Annotated in this window: 18 protein-coding genes; 11 read left to right on the top strand and 7 right to left on the bottom strand. The window is 72.6% G+C overall.

The window, feature by feature from the left end:
- Positions 1–102: 102 nt before the first annotated feature.
- On the top strand, positions 103–972 hold the full coding sequence (locus ACFVHO_RS33010) for a universal stress protein (RefSeq protein ID WP_385722810.1): 870 nt from the start codon (positions 103–105) through the stop codon (positions 970–972).
- A 91-nt stretch (positions 973–1063) separates the two neighbouring features.
- On the opposite strand, the gene ACFVHO_RS33015 is transcribed toward ACFVHO_RS33010, so the two are convergent.
- From ACFVHO_RS33015 to ACFVHO_RS33025, 3 genes are all read right to left on the bottom strand, one after another.
- A complete protein-coding gene (locus ACFVHO_RS33015; RefSeq protein ID WP_385722813.1) occupies positions 1064–1843 on the bottom strand; it encodes an ANTAR domain-containing protein in 780 nt (259 codons plus the stop codon).
- Positions 1840–2580, bottom strand: coding sequence for a GAF and ANTAR domain-containing protein (locus ACFVHO_RS33020; protein WP_385722816.1), 741 nt, complete (start codon positions 2578–2580; stop codon positions 1840–1842). Before ACFVHO_RS33020 ends, ACFVHO_RS33015 begins: the two co-directional genes overlap by 4 nt.
- A 177-nt stretch (positions 2581–2757) precedes the next feature.
- On the bottom strand, positions 2758–3138 hold the full coding sequence (locus ACFVHO_RS33025; protein WP_385722819.1) for an STAS domain-containing protein: 381 nt from the start codon (positions 3136–3138) through the stop codon (positions 2758–2760).
- A gap of 428 nt (positions 3139–3566) precedes the next feature.
- Between ACFVHO_RS33025 and ACFVHO_RS33030 the strand changes: the two genes are divergently transcribed.
- From ACFVHO_RS33030 to ACFVHO_RS33040, 3 genes are all read left to right on the top strand, one after another.
- Positions 3567–4469, top strand: a complete 903-nt coding sequence (locus ACFVHO_RS33030) for a universal stress protein (protein WP_385722821.1) — start codon at positions 3567–3569, stop codon at positions 4467–4469.
- An 84-nt stretch (positions 4470–4553) separates the two neighbouring features.
- Positions 4554–5558, top strand: coding sequence for a type I glyceraldehyde-3-phosphate dehydrogenase (gene gap, locus ACFVHO_RS33035; RefSeq protein WP_385722824.1), 1005 nt, complete (start codon positions 4554–4556; stop codon positions 5556–5558).
- A gap of 24 nt (positions 5559–5582) precedes the next feature.
- A complete protein-coding gene (locus tag ACFVHO_RS33040; RefSeq protein ID WP_385722827.1) occupies positions 5583–6434 on the top strand; it encodes a universal stress protein in 852 nt (283 codons plus the stop codon).
- A gap of 142 nt (positions 6435–6576) precedes the next feature.
- Here the strand turns inward: ACFVHO_RS33040 and ACFVHO_RS33045 are convergent, their stop codons facing one another.
- Entirely contained in the window at positions 6577–7041 is a 465-nt protein-coding gene (locus ACFVHO_RS33045; protein ID WP_385722830.1) for a cyclic nucleotide-binding domain-containing protein, read from the bottom strand.
- Between the two features lie 160 nt (positions 7042–7201).
- Here ACFVHO_RS33045 and ppk2 point away from each other — a divergent pair, with 160 nt between their 5' ends.
- Positions 7202–8011: a polyphosphate kinase 2 gene (ppk2, locus tag ACFVHO_RS33050; RefSeq protein ID WP_385722833.1), complete on the top strand. Its 810-nt coding sequence runs from the start codon at positions 7202–7204 to the stop codon at positions 8009–8011.
- Positions 8012–8152: 141 nt separating this feature from the next.
- Entirely contained in the window at positions 8153–8569 is a 417-nt protein-coding gene (locus ACFVHO_RS33055; RefSeq protein WP_385722836.1) for a TM2 domain-containing protein, read from the top strand.
- 26 nt (positions 8570–8595) lie between these two features.
- On the opposite strand, the gene ACFVHO_RS33060 is transcribed toward ACFVHO_RS33055, so the two are convergent.
- From ACFVHO_RS33060 to ACFVHO_RS33070, 3 genes are all read right to left on the bottom strand, one after another.
- Positions 8596–9138 carry a DUF1707 domain-containing protein gene (locus ACFVHO_RS33060; RefSeq protein WP_385722839.1) on the bottom strand — a complete coding sequence of 181 codons (543 nt, stop codon included), beginning with the start codon at positions 9136–9138 and terminating at the stop codon, positions 8596–8598.
- A 94-nt stretch (positions 9139–9232) separates the two neighbouring features.
- On the bottom strand, positions 9233–9793 hold the full coding sequence (locus ACFVHO_RS33065; RefSeq protein WP_385722842.1) for a cysteine hydrolase family protein: 561 nt from the start codon (positions 9791–9793) through the stop codon (positions 9233–9235).
- A 61-nt stretch (positions 9794–9854) separates the two neighbouring features.
- Positions 9855–10424: a molybdopterin-dependent oxidoreductase gene (locus ACFVHO_RS33070; RefSeq protein ID WP_385722844.1), complete on the bottom strand. Its 570-nt coding sequence runs from the start codon at positions 10422–10424 to the stop codon at positions 9855–9857.
- 180 nt (positions 10425–10604) lie between these two features.
- Here ACFVHO_RS33070 and ACFVHO_RS33075 point away from each other — a divergent pair, with 180 nt between their 5' ends.
- The 5 genes from ACFVHO_RS33075 (at position 10605) to ACFVHO_RS33095 (ending at position 15623) form a co-directional block, all read left to right on the top strand.
- Complete coding sequence (locus tag ACFVHO_RS33075) at positions 10605–11519, top strand: MerR family DNA-binding transcriptional regulator (RefSeq protein WP_385722847.1); 915 nt, start codon at positions 10605–10607, stop codon at positions 11517–11519.
- A gap of 111 nt (positions 11520–11630) precedes the next feature.
- Complete coding sequence (locus tag ACFVHO_RS33080; RefSeq protein WP_385722850.1) at positions 11631–12761, top strand: sensor histidine kinase; 1131 nt, start codon at positions 11631–11633, stop codon at positions 12759–12761.
- Entirely contained in the window at positions 12758–13423 is a 666-nt protein-coding gene (locus tag ACFVHO_RS33085; protein ID WP_385722853.1) for a response regulator, read from the top strand. Before ACFVHO_RS33080 ends, ACFVHO_RS33085 begins: the two co-directional genes overlap by 4 nt.
- A gap of 551 nt (positions 13424–13974) precedes the next feature.
- A complete protein-coding gene (locus ACFVHO_RS33090) occupies positions 13975–14352 on the top strand; it encodes a hypothetical protein (RefSeq protein WP_385722855.1) in 378 nt (125 codons plus the stop codon).
- A gap of 263 nt (positions 14353–14615) precedes the next feature.
- Positions 14616–15623, top strand: coding sequence for an MASE1 domain-containing protein (locus tag ACFVHO_RS33095; RefSeq protein WP_385722858.1), 1008 nt, complete (start codon positions 14616–14618; stop codon positions 15621–15623).
- The last annotated feature ends 68 nt before the right edge of the window (positions 15624–15691 follow it).

The following is a 15691-nucleotide window of genomic DNA, read 5'->3' on the forward strand; positions in this document are numbered from 1 at the left end:
CTCGCTGGAGTACGTCGCCCCGGTCCCGGTGGGTCACAGGCAACGCGTCCGGCATCGCGCAGGGACCGATGCGAAAGGGCTGACGCGAAGGGGATGAGAGGCATGGAGCGCGAGCTGATCGTCGGTGCGGACGGCTCGGAGGAGAGCCTGGCCGCGGTGGACTGGGCCGTCGACGAGGCGGCTCGCCGTGGTGTCCCCCTGCGGATCGTGTACGCCTCCGCGTGGCACCGGTACGAAGGGCACAAGCCGTCGTTCGGCGTCCGTCGCGGCCCGACACGGGTGTACGCCGACGACCTCGTGGGGCAGGCCGGCGAGCGCGCCCGCCGACGCGCGCCGACGGTGAAGGTCACCAGTGACGTCGTGGCCGAGGACCCGGCGACGCTGCTGATCCGGGAGAGCTCGACCGGGGCGACGGTGGTGGTGGGCAGCCGTGGCAAGGGCGAGTTGGCGTCGCTGCTGCTGGGGTCCGTGAGCCTGTCGGTGGCCGCGCACGCCCCGACACCCGTGATCGTGGTCCGCGGCGGGCGGAAGAACCGCGACGGCGGGTTCCGGGAAGTGGTCGTCGGGGTCGGCGAGGCACGGGAGTCGGGACCGGGCGTGACCTTCGCCCTCCGTGCCGCCGAGGCGCGCGGAGCCGCGCTGCGTGCCCTGCACTCCTGGCGGTGCCCCGCCCATGAGGCGCCGGACGAGCCGCGGGCGGCGGACGCGGCGGACCTCCACCAGATACGCGCCGAAGAGCAGTTGGACGAGGCGCTGCGTGACGTCGTGCGCGCCCGTCCGAGCGTGAGCGTGCGCAAGCACGCCGTCGAGGGGCACGCCCGGGCCGCCCTCCTCGCGGCTTCGGCCTCCGCCGACCTGCTCGTGGTGGGCGCCCGCCGCCGCAAGGGTCACATCGGCATGCAACTGGGGCCGGTCAATCACGCGGTCCTGCACCATGCCGCGTGCCCGGTCGCGGTGGTGCCGCACGCGTGAGGCGCGGGGCCGAAGGGACGCCGTACCGCACACGGGCCCGTACCGCACACGGGCCGTACCGCACACGGGGCAGGCGGCCGGACGGCTCAGGTCATGTGCCGTCCGCCGGGCGGGAGTTGTCCGTCAGGGAGAGGCGTCTGGTGAGGATGGCGCGGGCGGTGTCGAGCAAGGGCTCGTTGTGGCGGTAGGCGTGCGCGCGGATGCGGGCGAGCGCGTCGGCGGCGGAGACGTTCAGCCTGACGGCGGTCATGCCGGTGGCCTGGTGGACCTCGGCCCGGTGCAGACAGGAGTGGCCGGCGAGGACGGTGGGGGCACCGGGTGAGGTGAGCAGTTCGGTCAGGGTGTCGGTGAGGGCGAGGGCGTCGTCGGTCTGCTGGGGGTACAGCGGGCCGGGGGCGGCGCGGTGACCGGTGAGGGCGCCGAGGTGGATGACACCGACACTGAGCGGGAAGGCGAAGACGGCCTGAACGCCGAGTTCCTGGAGCGCGGCGGCAAGCCCCGGCCACTGGTTCGGGGGGAAACAGGTGAGGTCGGGCCACAGGACGGGGGTGTGGCTGTGCAGGACGTCGCTGCTCGGGCCCTGCCCCTGGGTGAACTGGAGGTCGTCGAGCAGGGCGGCCTTCTCGTCGGTGTGCCAGAGGAGTTCGGGAGCGCCACCGGCCTGGGCCAGCGACAGGGCCAGACCGTCCAGGCGCAGCATCCGGGCACAGCGCCGCAGTTCGTCCGTCAGGTCGGCTGCCGGGAAGTCGCGACGCCGGGCCAGCCGTGCCAGGAGCCGGCCCATGTCGGGGCTGACGGTCATGGTCTTCCCCATCTGTCCGGCGGGAGCGGGTTCCCGCGCCTCGATGAGAGTGCCGATGTGTGTCGTCACCGTTCCTCGGCGGCAGGTGTGGGGTCTGCGTCGCTGCCCATGACCTCACGGGCCACGTCGGTCAGCAGCCTCCCGTGGCGGCGGGCGAACCGCCGCATCTGTTCGAACGCCTCGTCCACGGTGATCCCGCGGCGTGTGGCCAGGGCGCCTTTGGCCTGCTCAATGACGATGCGGGAGTTGAGGGCGGTCTGCAGCTGGGCGACGACGGTGGCCCCTTCGTGCAGGGCGCGTTGCTGGAGGATGCCGATGGCGGCGGTGTCGGCCAGGGCCTGGCCGAGCCGCAGATCGGCCGGGGCCAGTGCCCCGGGCTCGTCACGGAACAGGTTGAGGGCGCCGATGACCTGGTCGCGCAGCCTCAGGGGCGCACACGAGACCGAGGCGAAGCCGAGTTCGCGGGCACGCCGGGAGAAGCGCGGCCAGCGGGTGCGGGCGTGCGGGTGGTCCAACGGGACGTCGGGCAGGGTCCGCCCGGTGCGGTAGCACTCGTGGCAGGGGCCCTCGTCCCACTCGATGCCGGCCAGTTCCAGCGCACGGGTGCGCTCGTCGGAGGCCGTGGCATCCAGCAGGTCGCCTCGCGGGGTGGCCAGGATGACGCCGGCGGCGGAGATGTCGAGCAGCGCGACACAGTGGTCGGTGAGCGTGTGCAGGAAGTGGATCACGTCGAAGTGACCGACCAGGGTGTCGGCCAGCTCGACGAACGCGGCAGCCAGCCGTTGCTCACGGGACTGATCGGACATCAGGTCTCACCTCGCCTCGGCAGGAGGAGAGCAGCCGGTATGCCGGGTGCCGGTTCCGATGGGGAATATCCTGCCCTGCTACGGCCCGGACGTGCCCCTGCGGAAGGGGGCGTATTCCGGAGCTGTTACGCGCGCTTCGCGCGCGGCGGGGCGCGACGGCGCGGCATGTCGGCACCGCTACGGGGTCACGGCGGGCCGGGTGGCGTGGTGGAGCGCCGCGTCCAGCGTCGGCAGCACGGTGAAGAAGCCGGTCAGGCGCGTGATCCGCAGCAGCCACAGGACGCGGGGCGGGGGCACGGCCAGCACAAGGACCCCGCCCCGCTCGGCGACCCGGCGACGCGCCCGGCAGAGCAGCCTCAGCCCGGAGGCGTCGAGGAACTCCACCGCGCTCAGGTCGAGGACGACCCGGCAGCGCGGCAGACAGGTCGCGGCATCCAACCGCGGCGTGATGTCCAGCGCGGCGGCGATGTCGATGTCACCGTGGAACGCGACCACGGTGCAACTGCCGACACGGTGTGAACGGGCGTATCCGTACGCGGATGTGATGCTGTCCTGCATGGTGGTACCGCCTGAAACGGCTGGCCACCCGCCCTTGGCCCGGGAGCGGGGGCGTGACGGTCGGGGAATTCCACCGGGTCCGGGGTGGCAGCACGCGGCCAGACTAGACCGGCCGCGCCAGGCGTGTGTGGAGGAGAAGGCGTGTGCAAGAGAGCACATTCCCCCATAGGGACGAGATCCAACCGGATTCCTCGACCTGGTGGTTCGTCAATTCGACGTAGCGCGGGCCGTGTTGGCGCAGTTCGTCTGCGGATGGCTGCGTACGCGCCGCCGCACCGGTCGCCGGACGGCTCGGGCTCGCCTCCTGGTGCCGGTTCCCGGCCGTCGCCGTAGACGCGAGCGCGACCCGAAAGGCCCGGAGCGGGGGCCGGGCGGCCCCTGCACACCCGGCCCCGATGACGCGACGCTCGCGGCAGGAGGAGGTGACGATGATGCTCCGACCGATCGTGGTGGGCCTCGACGGCTCACGGGAGAGCCTCTGCGCCGCGGACTGGGCCGCCAGGGAGGCGGCACGCCGGGGGCTCCCACTGCGCCTGGTGCACGCCTGGGAAGGCATGCCGAAGGACGAGGAACCGGTGAGCCTGCCCGAGCTGAAGGTGCCGCAGAGCCGTGCGCGAACGATCCTGCGCGGCGCCGTCGACCGGGTGCGCGCTCAGTCCCCGCAGGTGCGGCCGACGGCCGCACCGATCCGGCGGCGGCCGACGGAGGCGCTCGTGGCCGAGGCGGACTCCGCTGAACTGCTGGTCCTGGGCAGCCAGGGCTTCGGCGGCCTGGGCGGGCTTCTCGCGGGGTCGGTCGCCATGGCCGTGGTGGCCCGTGCGCGAAGGCCGGTCGTCCTGGTGCGCGCGGGCTTCGACGCCGTCGACGAGCACGTGCCGAACGGCGACGGGCAGACCTCGGCCGGCACGGCGCACCGGCCGGTGGCGCTGGCCCTCGACCTGACGCACGACTGCCACGCGTTGCTCGACTTCGCCTTCGGAGCCGCGCGGTACCGGAACGCTCCGCTGCACGTCGTGTACGCCTGGAGGCTGCCCCACGCCCACGCCCACGCCGACACGGCCGGAGAGCACGACGTGGCGAGCCGGGACGCCGAGTGGGCGCTGGACAGCGTGCTCGACCCGTGGCGTGACAAACACCCGGACGTCACCGTCCACGCGGAGGCGGAGGACACCCGCCCCGTCCACGCCGTGCTGCGGGCCGCGGAACATGCGGGCCTGCTCGTCCTCGGCCGCGAGACGCGCCGCGGCGCCGCGGGGGGCCACACGGGCCACGTCACGCGCATGGCCATCCAGCACGTCGGTTGCCCCATCGCCGTGGTCGCCCACGAGTGAGCCGCCGCGACTGACGGGCCGAGCACGGTTCACCCGCTGACGGACCGTGGACCCCACGGCCGTCACGACCGACGGGAGCCGCACATGACCGTCCGTACAGGCATCAACGGATTCGGCCGCATCGGCCGCACCTATCTGCGCTGCGCCCTGGAGCGCGGCTCGGACGTCGAGGTCGTCGCCGTCAACGACATCGCCCCGGTGGGCACGATGGCGCACCTGCTGGAGTACGACTCGACGTACGGCAGGTTCCGGGAGGACATCGCGCACGACGACACGTCGATCACCGTGGGCGGACACCGCGTCGCGGTCACGGCGGAACGCGACCCGGCCGCCCTGGACTGGCGCGCGGAGCGCGTGGACGTGGTCGTCGAGTCCACGGGCCGCTTCCGCGACCGCGACGCGGTGGCCCTGCACCTCAAGGGCGGCGCCCGTAAGGTGCTGCTCTCCGCCCCGGGCAAGGGAGTCGACGCCACCGTCGTCATGGGCGTCAACCACGACACGTACGATCCGGGGCGGCACCAGATCGTCTCCGCCGCCTCCTGTACCACCAACTGCGTCGCGCCGATGGTGAAGGTCCTGCACGAGCGCTTCGGCGTCGCCCGGGGCCTGATGACCACCGTGCACGGCTACACCAACGACCAGGCGCTGCTCGACGGCCCGCACAAGGACCTCCGCCGGGCCCGCTCCGCGGCGCTCAGCATCATCCCCACCGGCACGGGGGCGGCCCGCGCCGTGGGTGCCGTCGTGCCGGACCTGGACGGGGCCCTGAACGGACTCGCGCTGCGCGTGCCCGTGGCGGACGGCTCACTGACCGACCTCACCGTGCTGCTGCGCCGGGAGACGACCGCCGAGGAGGTCAACGCGGCGTTCGACGACGCGGCCGCGGGCGAACTGACCGGCATCCTGCGGGTGTCGAAGGCCCCGATCGTCTCCCGCGACGTCATCGGCGACCCCGCGTCGTGCGTGTTCGACCCCGCCCTCACGCAGGCCCACGGCGACCTGGTGAAGGCCTTCGGCTGGTACGACAACGAATGGGGCTACACCAACCGACTGCTCGACCTGACCGAGTACGTGGCCGAACGGCTGTAGGCGTCGACCGAGGAGGCGCGTGCCATGGAGCGGACGCTCTGCACGGGAGTGGACGGATCGCCGGAGAGCCTCGCGGCGGCCCGGTGGGCGGCGGCGGAGGCCGTTCTCCGCGACGCCCGGCTGCACCTGATCCATGTGGCGGACCACGGGCCGAACGAGCCGGGTCCTGCGGGAGCCGTCGCGCGGCGCCGGGCCCGGTTGGTCCTGGACGAGGCCGAGGAACAGGTCAGGTCGGTGTGTCCGTCGGTGCGGCTGTCCGACGAGCACGCCGGAGGGCCCGCGACGGCGGCACTGCTGCGGGCGGCGGACGACGCCGTCATGACCGTGCTCGGCTCGCGCGGTCTGGGCGCGGTCAAAGGGCTGCTCGTCGGCTCGGTCGCCCAGGGCGTCCTCGCCCGGACCGTTCGCCCGGCCGTGCTCGTCCGCGCCGCGGAGCGGCAGTCGAACGATGCTGTCGTCCTGGGGATCGACGTGGCGGAACAGTGCGACGAGGTCATCGACTTCGCCTTCTCCTCGGCTCTCGCACACCGTGCGCCCCTGCGCGTGGTGCACGCCTGGCACGACCCGTCCCCGGCCGACATCGACCCCGGCGACAGGGCCCTGGCGGAGCAGCCGAAGCGGGTGCGGGAGTGGCAGGGCTTCGTCGACGCCGTCCTGCGGCCGTGGCGCCTGAAGCACCCCGACGTCGCCGTCACGGAGACCGTCGAGAAGGGGCACCCCGCCCCCATGCTCTTGGACGCCGCCACGGATGCCGGACTGCTCGTCGTGGGCAGGCACGTGCGGGAACACCCACACATCGGCTCACAGACGGGGTCCGTGACCCACCACGTGATCCATCACGCGACGTGCCCGGTGGCGGTTGTGCCGCACGGGTAGCGCGCAGGTCTCCGGTCGCGGTCGGGCCCAGAATTCGCGACGGTGGAAAAGTTGCCCGTCACCGCGACGACGACGCCCGCGGTTGCGCCCACCGCCGCGACCCCGTTGCCCTCGGGTGAGCTGATCGACCCCTAGCCCGCGCTCACAGGGCGCTGCCGCTGCCGTACGGGGCGTACAGGTCGAGGAGCCGGGTGCGGGTCGCGTGCAGCCGGTGGGCGACGATGCCGCCCACCCACTCGGCGACGTGCCGGCCGAACGCGTCGTCCTGCCGGCTCGTCGTCCGCACGACGGAGGCGTCGAACTCGTAGGCCCGTACCGGCGTCGTGGCCTCACCGCCCAGATGCCAGACGCACGGGGTGAACAGCCAGGACCAGCCGACCAGCTGGCCGTGGCCGAGGGTCTCGATGACGGCCGCGCGACGGCCCGGAACGTGCAGGTCCAGTGCGACCGTGCCGGTGCGGACGATCCAGAACCGGTCGGCGTGCCCGCCCTCCTCGAAGAGCCGGGCGCCCTGCGGGAACGACACCTCGCGGGCGATGTCCATCAGCCTCCGCCGGTCCGCCGGGGGCAGCGTCTTGAGCGTGCTGGGCAGGGGGAACTGGTTCATGGCGCGCCTCCAGGAAGGTGTGAGCGGTCGCCACTTCCATGATGTTCCCGGGCCGCCCCGCGGCCCAAGGGTCCAATGGCTCTCTCCTGGGCCGTTCGGCGAACATCTCGCGCACGCCGTCGGACGGGGCGATGATCGGTCGATGAGCCAAGGAGGCGGCATGGCCGGACGGAAGAAGAGCCCCACGTCGCTGTCGCGCGGCACGTACGAGCGGGAGCTGCGGCGGCTGCAGACGGAGCTGGTGAAGCTCCAGGAGTGGGTGCGGGGTGAGGGCGCACGGCTCGTCGTGGTGTTCGAGGGGCGGGACGCGGCGGGCAAGGGCGGCACCGTGAAGCGGGTCTCGGAGCATCTCAACCCCCGGGTGGCGCGGACCGTGGCCCTCCCCAAGCCCACGGAACGCGAACGCACCCAGTGGTACTTCCAGCGCTACGTCCCGCACCTGCCCGCGGCGGGGGAGATCGTCCTCTTCGACCGGAGCTGGTACAACCGCGCCGGTGTCGAGCACGTGATGGGCTTCTGCACGCAGGAGGAGTACCAGCTGTTCCTCCGGCAGTGCCCGATCTTCGAGCGGATGCTGGTGGAGGAGGGGATCCTGCTGCGCAAGTACTGGTTCTCGGTGAGCGACGCGGTGCAGGAGGAGCGGTTCCGGCGGCGCCTCGACGATCCCGTGCGGCGCTGGAAGCTCTCCCCGATGGACCTGGAGTCCATCACCCGCTGGGAGGCGTACTCGCGGGCGAAGGACGACATGCTGGTGCACACCGACACCGCGGAGTCCCCGTGGTACGTGGTGGAGAGCGACGACAAACGCCGCGCCAGGCTCAACATGATCGCCCACCTCCTGGACTCCGTTCCCTACCACGAAGTGCCGCCCCCGGTACTGGAGTTGCCGTCACGCCCACCGTCCGCCGGCTATGTGCGGCCCCCTCGTGAGCTGCAGAGATACGTTCCCGACCACGCGGCAGGGCTCTGAGGCACCCGCGTTGTGGCCGGGCCGTCGCCCCCGTGCGTCCCGCGGTGGCCCAAGTATCATGTGCGGCAAGGGGGTTCTCACGGTGATGCCCCTCGCGATGAGTAGAGTCCCCGCCCCACGATCGCTCGGAGGAACACACTCGTGAGCCACCCGGTCCCGAAGAACGAATACGGTCAGGAGATACAGCAGTTGGGTCAGGCGGAGCCCAGCGGCGGCCACGTAGGTACGCCTCCGCCCGGCACGCCCCCGTCCGGCGCGGCCCGGCCCGCTGCGGCCCCGGGCCTCCGCACCCCGGGCGGCGAGCCCGACACGCACGCTCCGTACGGCTACGACCCGTTCGGACGGCCCTACTCCGACAAGTCCAAGTTCGTCGCGGGGGCACTCTCGATCGTCCTCGGCCCGCTGGGCATCGGCCGCTTCTACACCGGCCACACCCGCATGGCCGTGGGCCAGCTCGTCACCTTGGGTGGACTCGGCGTCTGGTCGCTGTTCGACGGGATCCTCATGCTCATCAGCAACGGCAAGACCGACGCCGAGGGCCGCGTCCTGCGCGGCTGAGACCTCCCCCGGGCCCGCCCGCCCCCTCAGCCGCGGCCGTGCTTGATCCGCAACCGGCCGTGCCCCATGGTCCCGAGGATCCGGACGCGCGGCCCGCCCGAGTTGCCGTGCTGCGGGGCCTTGTAGCTCGGCTGCTTCCATTCGGCGGCCAGTTCGTCGTAGTTGACCGTCGCGTCGGGCGGCACGATGATCCGGGCCCAGCCGTACCCCAGATGCAGCTCGATGTTGACCACGGGGTACTCGATGACCGCCCGGGACAGGTCCAGGTACACCTTGCCCATCCTGGAGGTGACCTTGAAGGACCGCGGCACCTGCCACCTGCCGCGCCGGTGGATCAGTCCGCCGGCGGCGTTCACCACGACAGTCGGTCCGGTGTCCTCGTCGGGCAGCGATTCCAGGGCCGACGCCAACTCGGCCTGGGTCGTGGCGGTCAGCGCGGTCTGGAGTCGTGCGTGCATCTCTTCCTGGGGGATGAGCCCCTCGGCGAACGCCTCTTGCAGGCGCTCGACAGCCGAGTCACGGTCAACGTCGGAGACCCGCGGCGATACGTTCTCTGGCACGGAGGACATGCGATCACGATAGCGTCGGCCCCCGAGAAGCCGAAGGCCGAGCCTCTCCAGGGCAGTTGCCGCGGCCAAGGCAGTCGCCCGCCCGACCTGCCCGCTAGCGCGGTGCGATCCCCTTGACCCAGTCGTCGACGGTGACCACGTCCGCCCACTGCGGGAACAGCCGCTCGACGAGGACCCGGTGCACCTCCGGGTCGGTGTCCAGGCAGGCGTCGGAGAGGACGGTGAGGCCGAAGTCCATGTCGTTGGCCTGGCACACGGTGGAGAGCACCACGGCACTGGTGGCGATGCCGGCCAGCACGAGGCTGTCGATGCCGCGTGCCCGCAACACCACGTCGAGGTCGCTGCCCGAGAACGCGCTCGCCCGCCTCTTGGTGACCACCACGTCGCCCGGCAGGGGCGCCACATCGGGGTGGATCCCGGTCCCCGGGGCGCCCTCGACGAACAGACCGGCCTGCGCGATGGCGGCGAGCGGCTTGTTGCGCGTGCCGACTTCCGGGAAGCCGGGACGCAGCGCGATGACCACATAGATCACGGGGATGTTCGCGGCCCGGGCCCCGTCGATCGCCCTGCGCACGCGTGGCAGATAGCCGGAGCCGTCGTCGGCGATGTCCACGATGGCCTGTTGGACGTCCATCACGAGAAGGGCGCTGCTCATGTCGTCTCCAGGAGCGAAGTCGGTCGGGCGTCGTCACGGGCCGGGTACTGATCTTCGAATCCTACGTGGCCCCTGTGCGACTGCCGCGCGCGCTGAGCGCGCGGATCGGCCCGATCAGCGTCCGATAGGCGGGCCGCACCACACGGCCGGAGATGCGGCGGTGCCGTTCCTCCTTCCAGACCCTAGCCCTGGGGTGCGACGCGATGGGCGACCACCGGTCGGAGAGCGGGGGCGCAGACGTGCGGAACTCGATGCGGCACAGGTGCTTCGTGCTGACGAAGCCGTACTGGCTGGGGCTGACCAGCCGCACCGGAGCACCGTGGTCGCTGTCGAGCGGCCCCCCGTCGAGACGGTCGGCTATGAGCACGTCGTCGGCCAAGGCGTCCTCGAGCACCACGACCGACCGGTGGCCGTCGAGCCCTTCGAAGACGACGTGGCTGATGGACGCGCCCGACACGATCAGCGGCGCCACCCGGGTGCGGTAGACGAACCCGAAGTTGACGCCTTCCCACAACAGGCCGGTCGCCGACCATCCGGCGACGCAGTGGAAGTCGGCCCCGAGCTCCTGCCGCGGCAGCCCCGCGAGGTCGGCCACGGACAGCGTGACGTCCTCGGTGAGGGCTCCGCGCATCTCGATCACCGGATCGGCGGGAACGGGCGGAGGCGGGTGATGGAGGTGGGTCCCGAAGCGCGGGAATCCGTCAACGGCACGTTGGCCAGGGGGAAGTGCCATGTCGCTCCGTTCTCGTGCGGTCGGTCCTGCGCTTCGTACGCTAGGACCTCCACCGCACGGGAGATTCAAGGGGCTGAGATGCGCGTCACTTGGTCGATCGGCGAACTCGCCGCGCACACGGGCCTTTCGGTGAAGGCCATCCGCTACTACACCGACATCGGCCTCCTGCCCACGGCCCCGCGCAGCCAGGGAGGCCACCGCCGCTACCCGCCCGAGGCGCTGGAACAACTGCAGTTGGTACGGCAGTTGCGCGCGCTGGACGTGCTGATCGCGGCCATCACCGGTGTGGCGACGGGGGAGTCAGGTCTCGGTGACCTGCTGGCCGAGCAGTTGGAGAGCACACGGACGCAGTTGGCGGAACTGCGGTGGCGTGAGGCGGCGTTGCGGGCCGTCGAGGAGTGCCACGGCCCGGAGCGGCTGCGTCGCCTGCGCCTGCTGACCAGGGTCTCGCGCCGCCCCCGGGACACCGCGGACCTCACCCGGGCGTGGCAGCGCGTCCTGCCCGAGAGCCTGCCGACGCGCCTCGCCGAGGCCGTCACCGCGCAGGCCGTCCCCGAGCTGCCGCTCGTTCCCACACCGGATGCCGTACTGGCCTACGCGGAGCTGCACTTCCTCGTGGCGGAACCCGCGTTCCTGGACTACTGGGCCGCGTCCCACGTGCGGGACAAGGCATCGATGTACGCGGCGCTGCTCGACGCCTCGGACGGTGCCGCACCCGCCGTCGCCGCCGGGCACGCACCGCACAGGTGCGAGGCGCTGGACGCCTTCTGCCGCGCCTGTGCCCGAGCCCTCGACATGGAGGACACCACCGAGTTCCGCGCCTTCATGGCCATGGGCGTCCAGACCACCGTTCCCCTGATCCGCCGCTACTGGCGGTATCGGGACGCCCTCACCTCCGCCCCCGGCCCGAGCCTGGGGAAGACGCACTGCTGGCTGGCGGAAGGCGTCATCGCCGAGTACGGCACCGCGCGGGGACCCGCCTACTCCCGATGACGTACGCGGGCCGCCGATCGGCGGCCTATCGTTCGGCACGTGCCCTCTCCGAGCCCCGTTCTCCCTGGCCCGCGCCCCGCCCGGTGGCCTCTGCGGCCCCTCTCCCCGCCCGTGGCGGACCTCGTGGTGGCCGCGGTGGTCGCGGTGCTCACCGGTGCCGACGCCGCTGTCAACGACCCCTCCTACCGCCAGGCCGACTGGGTGACCTGGCTCCTGTTCGGCGTCTCCGTCGCGGCGCTGCTCGTGCGCAGCCGGTGGCCGGTGGTCGTCAGCGTGGTCACGGGGGCGGCGTGCGCGGGCTGGGCGCTGTACGGGCACATCGGGGAGCTCCTGAACCTGCCGGTGATGGCGGCGCTGTACGCGCTCGCCGTGCGCGGCGACCGGCGGCGGACCCTGCGGGCGGCGGCCGTCGCCGCGCCGACCTCGGGCGCGGTGTCGGTGGTGGCGGGCATGGACGTGGCGCAGCCCCAGGGGGCGCCCCTCCTCGAGATGCTCTGGCCGCTCGTGCCGCTGCTCCTGGGCGAGGTGGTGCGCGGGCGCCGGGAACTCCTCGATGAGTACGCGGAACGAGCGGTCCGCGCGGAGGCCGAGCGGGAGCGGGAGGGCAGGCGCAAGGTGCGGGAGGAGCGGGTGCGGATCGCCCGTGAGCTGCACGACGTGGTGGCGCACACCGTGTCGGCGATGACCGTGCAGGCCGGGTTGGCCCTGGACGCGCTGGACAAGCGGCCGGACGTCGCGCGTGAGGCCATGCGGCAGGTGCGGGCGTCGGGGAAGGAGGCGGTACGGGAACTGCGGGCGACGGTCGGCGTGCTGCGCGACGGGCAGCAGCCCGAACGGGGGCCCGCACCTCGACTGGAACGTCTTGAGGAACTGGTGGAGCGGGTGCGGGGATCGGGGCTCCGGGTGTCGCTGCACATGGACACCGGTAGCCGGAAGGTGCCGCAGATGGTGGAGTTGGCGGCGTACAGAATCGTCCAGGAGGCGCTGACCAACGTGATCAAGCATGCGGGGGCCCGGCACGCGGCCGTCTCGGTCGTCCTGGCGGAGGGCCGCCCGGACGGGGACGCCCTGATCGTGGAGGTGACCGACGACGGGCCCTCCGTGCAGGCCGCGGCCACCGAGGGCTACGGCCTGATCGGCGTGCGGGAGCGGGCGGCCGCGGCGGGCGGGAGCGCCGCGGCGGGACCTTTGCCGGGCGGCGGCTGGCGCGTACGCGCCGTGCTCCCCCTGGAGGCGTCGTGATCCGGGTCCTGCTAGCCGACGACCAGACCGTCGTACGGGCGGGCTTCCGCGCACTGCTCGACCTCACGGACGATCTCGTGGTGGTCGCCGAGGCCGCCGACGGGGCGGCGGCGGTCGAGCTGACCCGCACCACGCGGCCCGACGTCGTGCTCATGGACATCCGCATGCCCGGCGTCGACGGCCTGGAGGCCACCCGGCGCATCGTCGCCGAGCCCTCCCTGGACAGCGTCCGCGTCCTCGTCCTGACGACCTACGAGGCCGACGCGTACGTCTTCGAGGCCCTGCGCTCCGGAGCGGCGGGCTTCCTGCTCAAGGACGTCGACCCGGACGACCTGCGCGAGGCCGTCCGCACGGTCGCGGCCGGGCAGTCCCTGCTCGCTCCGGCCGTGACCCGGCGCGTGGTCGAGGAGTTCGCCCGGCTGCAGGGGCCACGGGCCGAGGCCCGTCAGCGGCTGGCGCCGCTGACCGACCGCGAGCGCGAGGTGCTCGCGCTCGTCGGACGCGGTCTGTCCAACGACGAGATCGGCACCCGCCTGCTGATGTCGCCGCTCACCGCGAAGACACACGTCAGTCGGGCGATGACCAAGCTGGGCGCCCGCGACCGCGCGCAACTGGTGGTGCTCGCGTACGAGACCGCACTGGTGCGGCCCGGCGAGGCCTGACACCCCGCGGCCGCCACGCGCGGCTGCTCGGGTTCGCGCTCGTCTTCTGCACGGTGGCGCACTGGCCATCTGGCGGCTGCGGCACTGCGACGCGTGAGCCGCCGCTCGACGTGTTCGTGGAGCCGCTGAGGGACCCGCGCAGGCGTACAACACCGTCACCGTGCTGGACGCCGTGGGTGAGATCCGACCGGAGTCCTTGACGTACGGGTTCGTCAATTCAACGTAGAACGAACCGAGTTGGCGCATTTCGTCTGCGAATGGCTGAGTACGTGCCTAGTCATCGATGCCAGCGCGGCTTAGGTTTTCCGCCTGGTCCCGGACCCCGGCCATTGCTGTAGACACGGCCGCGAGAGGCGTTGAACTGGCCCCGCCTCCCGCGGCCTGACACCCTCTCCGCGCAGCGGGAGCCCGAGATGTCCAGCACGGTCCAGCGCAGAACACCAACGCACCACGTGCCCTCAGCGCCCTGTGCGCCGCAGGAGGCGGAGCAGACACCGCCCCAATTGTCCCTCACCGTGGAGACCGGACGCGGCGAGCGCACCCACACTCTGATGGGTGAAGCCGCCCACAGCCTCCTGGCCGCGATCGGCGCCCCGCCGCCGCTGGCCCGCCGCATGAGCGACGCGGCCACCGTCGCGACCCACTACCTCGTCGGACACAGCGCCCTGTCGCGCTACCAGTTGCGCATCACCGCTGACCCCGGTGGCGTCAGCCTCGCCGTCACCGACTACATCGAACCCCCGTCGGCCGGGACACCCGCCTGGCTCGCCGTCTCCCACGCGGGTCACCTCGAACCCGCCCCCGCCGCACTGGACTCGCTCCCGGCCCGAGGCGACGACGACCACGGCCTGGATCTGCACCGCACCCTGGACGGTCACCTCCGCCTCGCCTACCGCGGCTCGTGGGCCGAGTCGAAGACCACGCACTGAGACAAGACCGCCCTTGGCCGCTGACCGACCCCCCCGTGCGGCAGCGGCCGAGGGTCTCCGCACGAGCCGGCCGGAGGCGGGTCCGGCCGGTGTGCGTCGGGCAGCGGTCCGGGCCCTGGAACCGTCCGACGGAGAAAGGGGCCGGACGGGCCGTGCCGTTGTGGGGTGCCGCGGTTCACGATGGCGCTAGCGTGGAATCGTTACATCCCGCACGAATACCGCCGGTTCAGTCCCCGCCCGGCGGCAGCACACCCACGGAGCCCATGTTGGCACTGCGGTGCAGCGCATCCCTTCCGCTCGACCCCCGCACCGACCGCATCCTGCGCATGGTCGCGGTGGTGGCGGCCTACTACGGCGCGGGCCGCTGCGGCCTGCTCCTGGAAGTGGTGCGCGGACAGGTCACCCCTCTCTGGCCGCCGACCGGGATCGCCGTGGCCGCGCTGCTGCTGTGGGGCCTGCGCATGTGGCCCGCCATCGCGCTCGGCGCCGTCCTCGTCAACTGGCCCTTCGGCCCGTCCCTCTGGGCGCTCGTCGGCATCTCCGCGGGCAACACGCTGGCCCCGGTGTGCGCGGTCCTGCTGCTGCGCCAGGTCCGCTTCAGCCCGACGCTCATGGCACTGCGCGACACGCTGTCCCTGGTCTTCCTGGGCGCGCTGACCGGCATGCTGGTCAGCGCCACCATCGGCACCGCGGTCCTGGCCGCCACCGGCGCGCTGCGCCCGAGCCGTGTCTGGGCGACCTGGTCGGTGTGGTGGACGGGCGACGCGATGGGGGTCCTGCTGGTCACCCCGCTGCTCCTGGTCCTCTTCGGCGCCTCGTGGCCGCGGCGGATCCCCGTCGCCCGCTGGGCCGAGGGGGCGGCCCTCGCGACGGCCACGGCCGCGGTCACGCTGCTCGCGATGCGCACGTCCCTCGATCTGTCGTTCCTGGTCTTCCCGTTCCTCATCTGGGCCGCCTACCGCTTCCAGATCCTCGGCGGCGTGGCCTGCGCACTCCTCGTGTCCGTGCTCGCCGTGCCCGCGGCCGCCGCGGGCACCGGCCCGTTCGCCGGGCACGACGTCGCGACGCGCATGCTCGTCCTGCAGGCCCTGAACGGCTCCGCGGCCCTGACCTCCTTGGTCCTCGCCACGGTCGTCGCGGAGCGCAACCGCAGCCACGAACAGCTCGCCCGCGTCCACCGCCAACTCTCCGAGCTGGTCCCGCAGCTGACGTTCTTCAAAGGCCTGCCCCGGGCGAGGCGGACCGGACCCACACCCAAGGACGTGCCCTGACCGCACGGCGGGAGGCGCCCTAGGGCCTGTCCGATGGGTCGGCGCGGCGCCCAGCACACCCAGCAGCC

Source organism: Streptomyces sp. NPDC127108 (genome assembly GCF_042677545.1).
GTDB lineage: Bacteria > Actinomycetota > Actinomycetes > Streptomycetales > Streptomycetaceae > Streptomyces.

Excerpts from the sequence above, each read along its gene's own strand:
- ppk2 (WP_385722833.1), top strand. The coding sequence starts at position 7,202 with ATGGCCGGACGGAAGAAGAGCCCCACGTCGCTGTCGCGCGGCACGTAC.
- ACFVHO_RS33010 (WP_385722810.1), top strand. The coding sequence starts at position 103 with ATGGAGCGCGAGCTGATCGTCGGTGCGGACGGCTCGGAGGAGAGCCTG.
- ACFVHO_RS33075 (WP_385722847.1), top strand. The coding sequence starts at position 10,605 with ATGCGCGTCACTTGGTCGATCGGCGAACTCGCCGCGCACACGGGCCTT.
- ACFVHO_RS33045 (WP_385722830.1), bottom strand. The coding sequence starts at position 7,041 with ATGAACCAGTTCCCCCTGCCCAGCACGCTCAAGACGCTGCCCCCGGCG.
- ACFVHO_RS33060 (WP_385722839.1), bottom strand. The coding sequence starts at position 9,138 with ATGTCCTCCGTGCCAGAGAACGTATCGCCGCGGGTCTCCGACGTTGAC.
- ACFVHO_RS33070 (WP_385722844.1), bottom strand. The coding sequence starts at position 10,424 with ATGCGCGGAGCCCTCACCGAGGACGTCACGCTGTCCGTGGCCGACCTC.
- ACFVHO_RS33025 (WP_385722819.1), bottom strand. The coding sequence starts at position 3,138 with ATGCAGGACAGCATCACATCCGCGTACGGATACGCCCGTTCACACCGT.
- gap (WP_385722824.1), top strand. The coding sequence starts at position 4,554 with ATGACCGTCCGTACAGGCATCAACGGATTCGGCCGCATCGGCCGCACC.
- ACFVHO_RS33095 (WP_385722858.1), top strand. The coding sequence starts at position 14,616 with ATGTTGGCACTGCGGTGCAGCGCATCCCTTCCGCTCGACCCCCGCACC.
- ACFVHO_RS33065 (WP_385722842.1), bottom strand. The coding sequence starts at position 9,793 with ATGAGCAGCGCCCTTCTCGTGATGGACGTCCAACAGGCCATCGTGGAC.
- ACFVHO_RS33030 (WP_385722821.1), top strand. The coding sequence starts at position 3,567 with ATGATGCTCCGACCGATCGTGGTGGGCCTCGACGGCTCACGGGAGAGC.
- ACFVHO_RS33020 (WP_385722816.1), bottom strand. The coding sequence starts at position 2,580 with ATGTCCGATCAGTCCCGTGAGCAACGGCTGGCTGCCGCGTTCGTCGAG.
- ACFVHO_RS33090 (WP_385722855.1), top strand. The coding sequence starts at position 13,975 with ATGGGTGAAGCCGCCCACAGCCTCCTGGCCGCGATCGGCGCCCCGCCG.
- ACFVHO_RS33040 (WP_385722827.1), top strand. The coding sequence starts at position 5,583 with ATGGAGCGGACGCTCTGCACGGGAGTGGACGGATCGCCGGAGAGCCTC.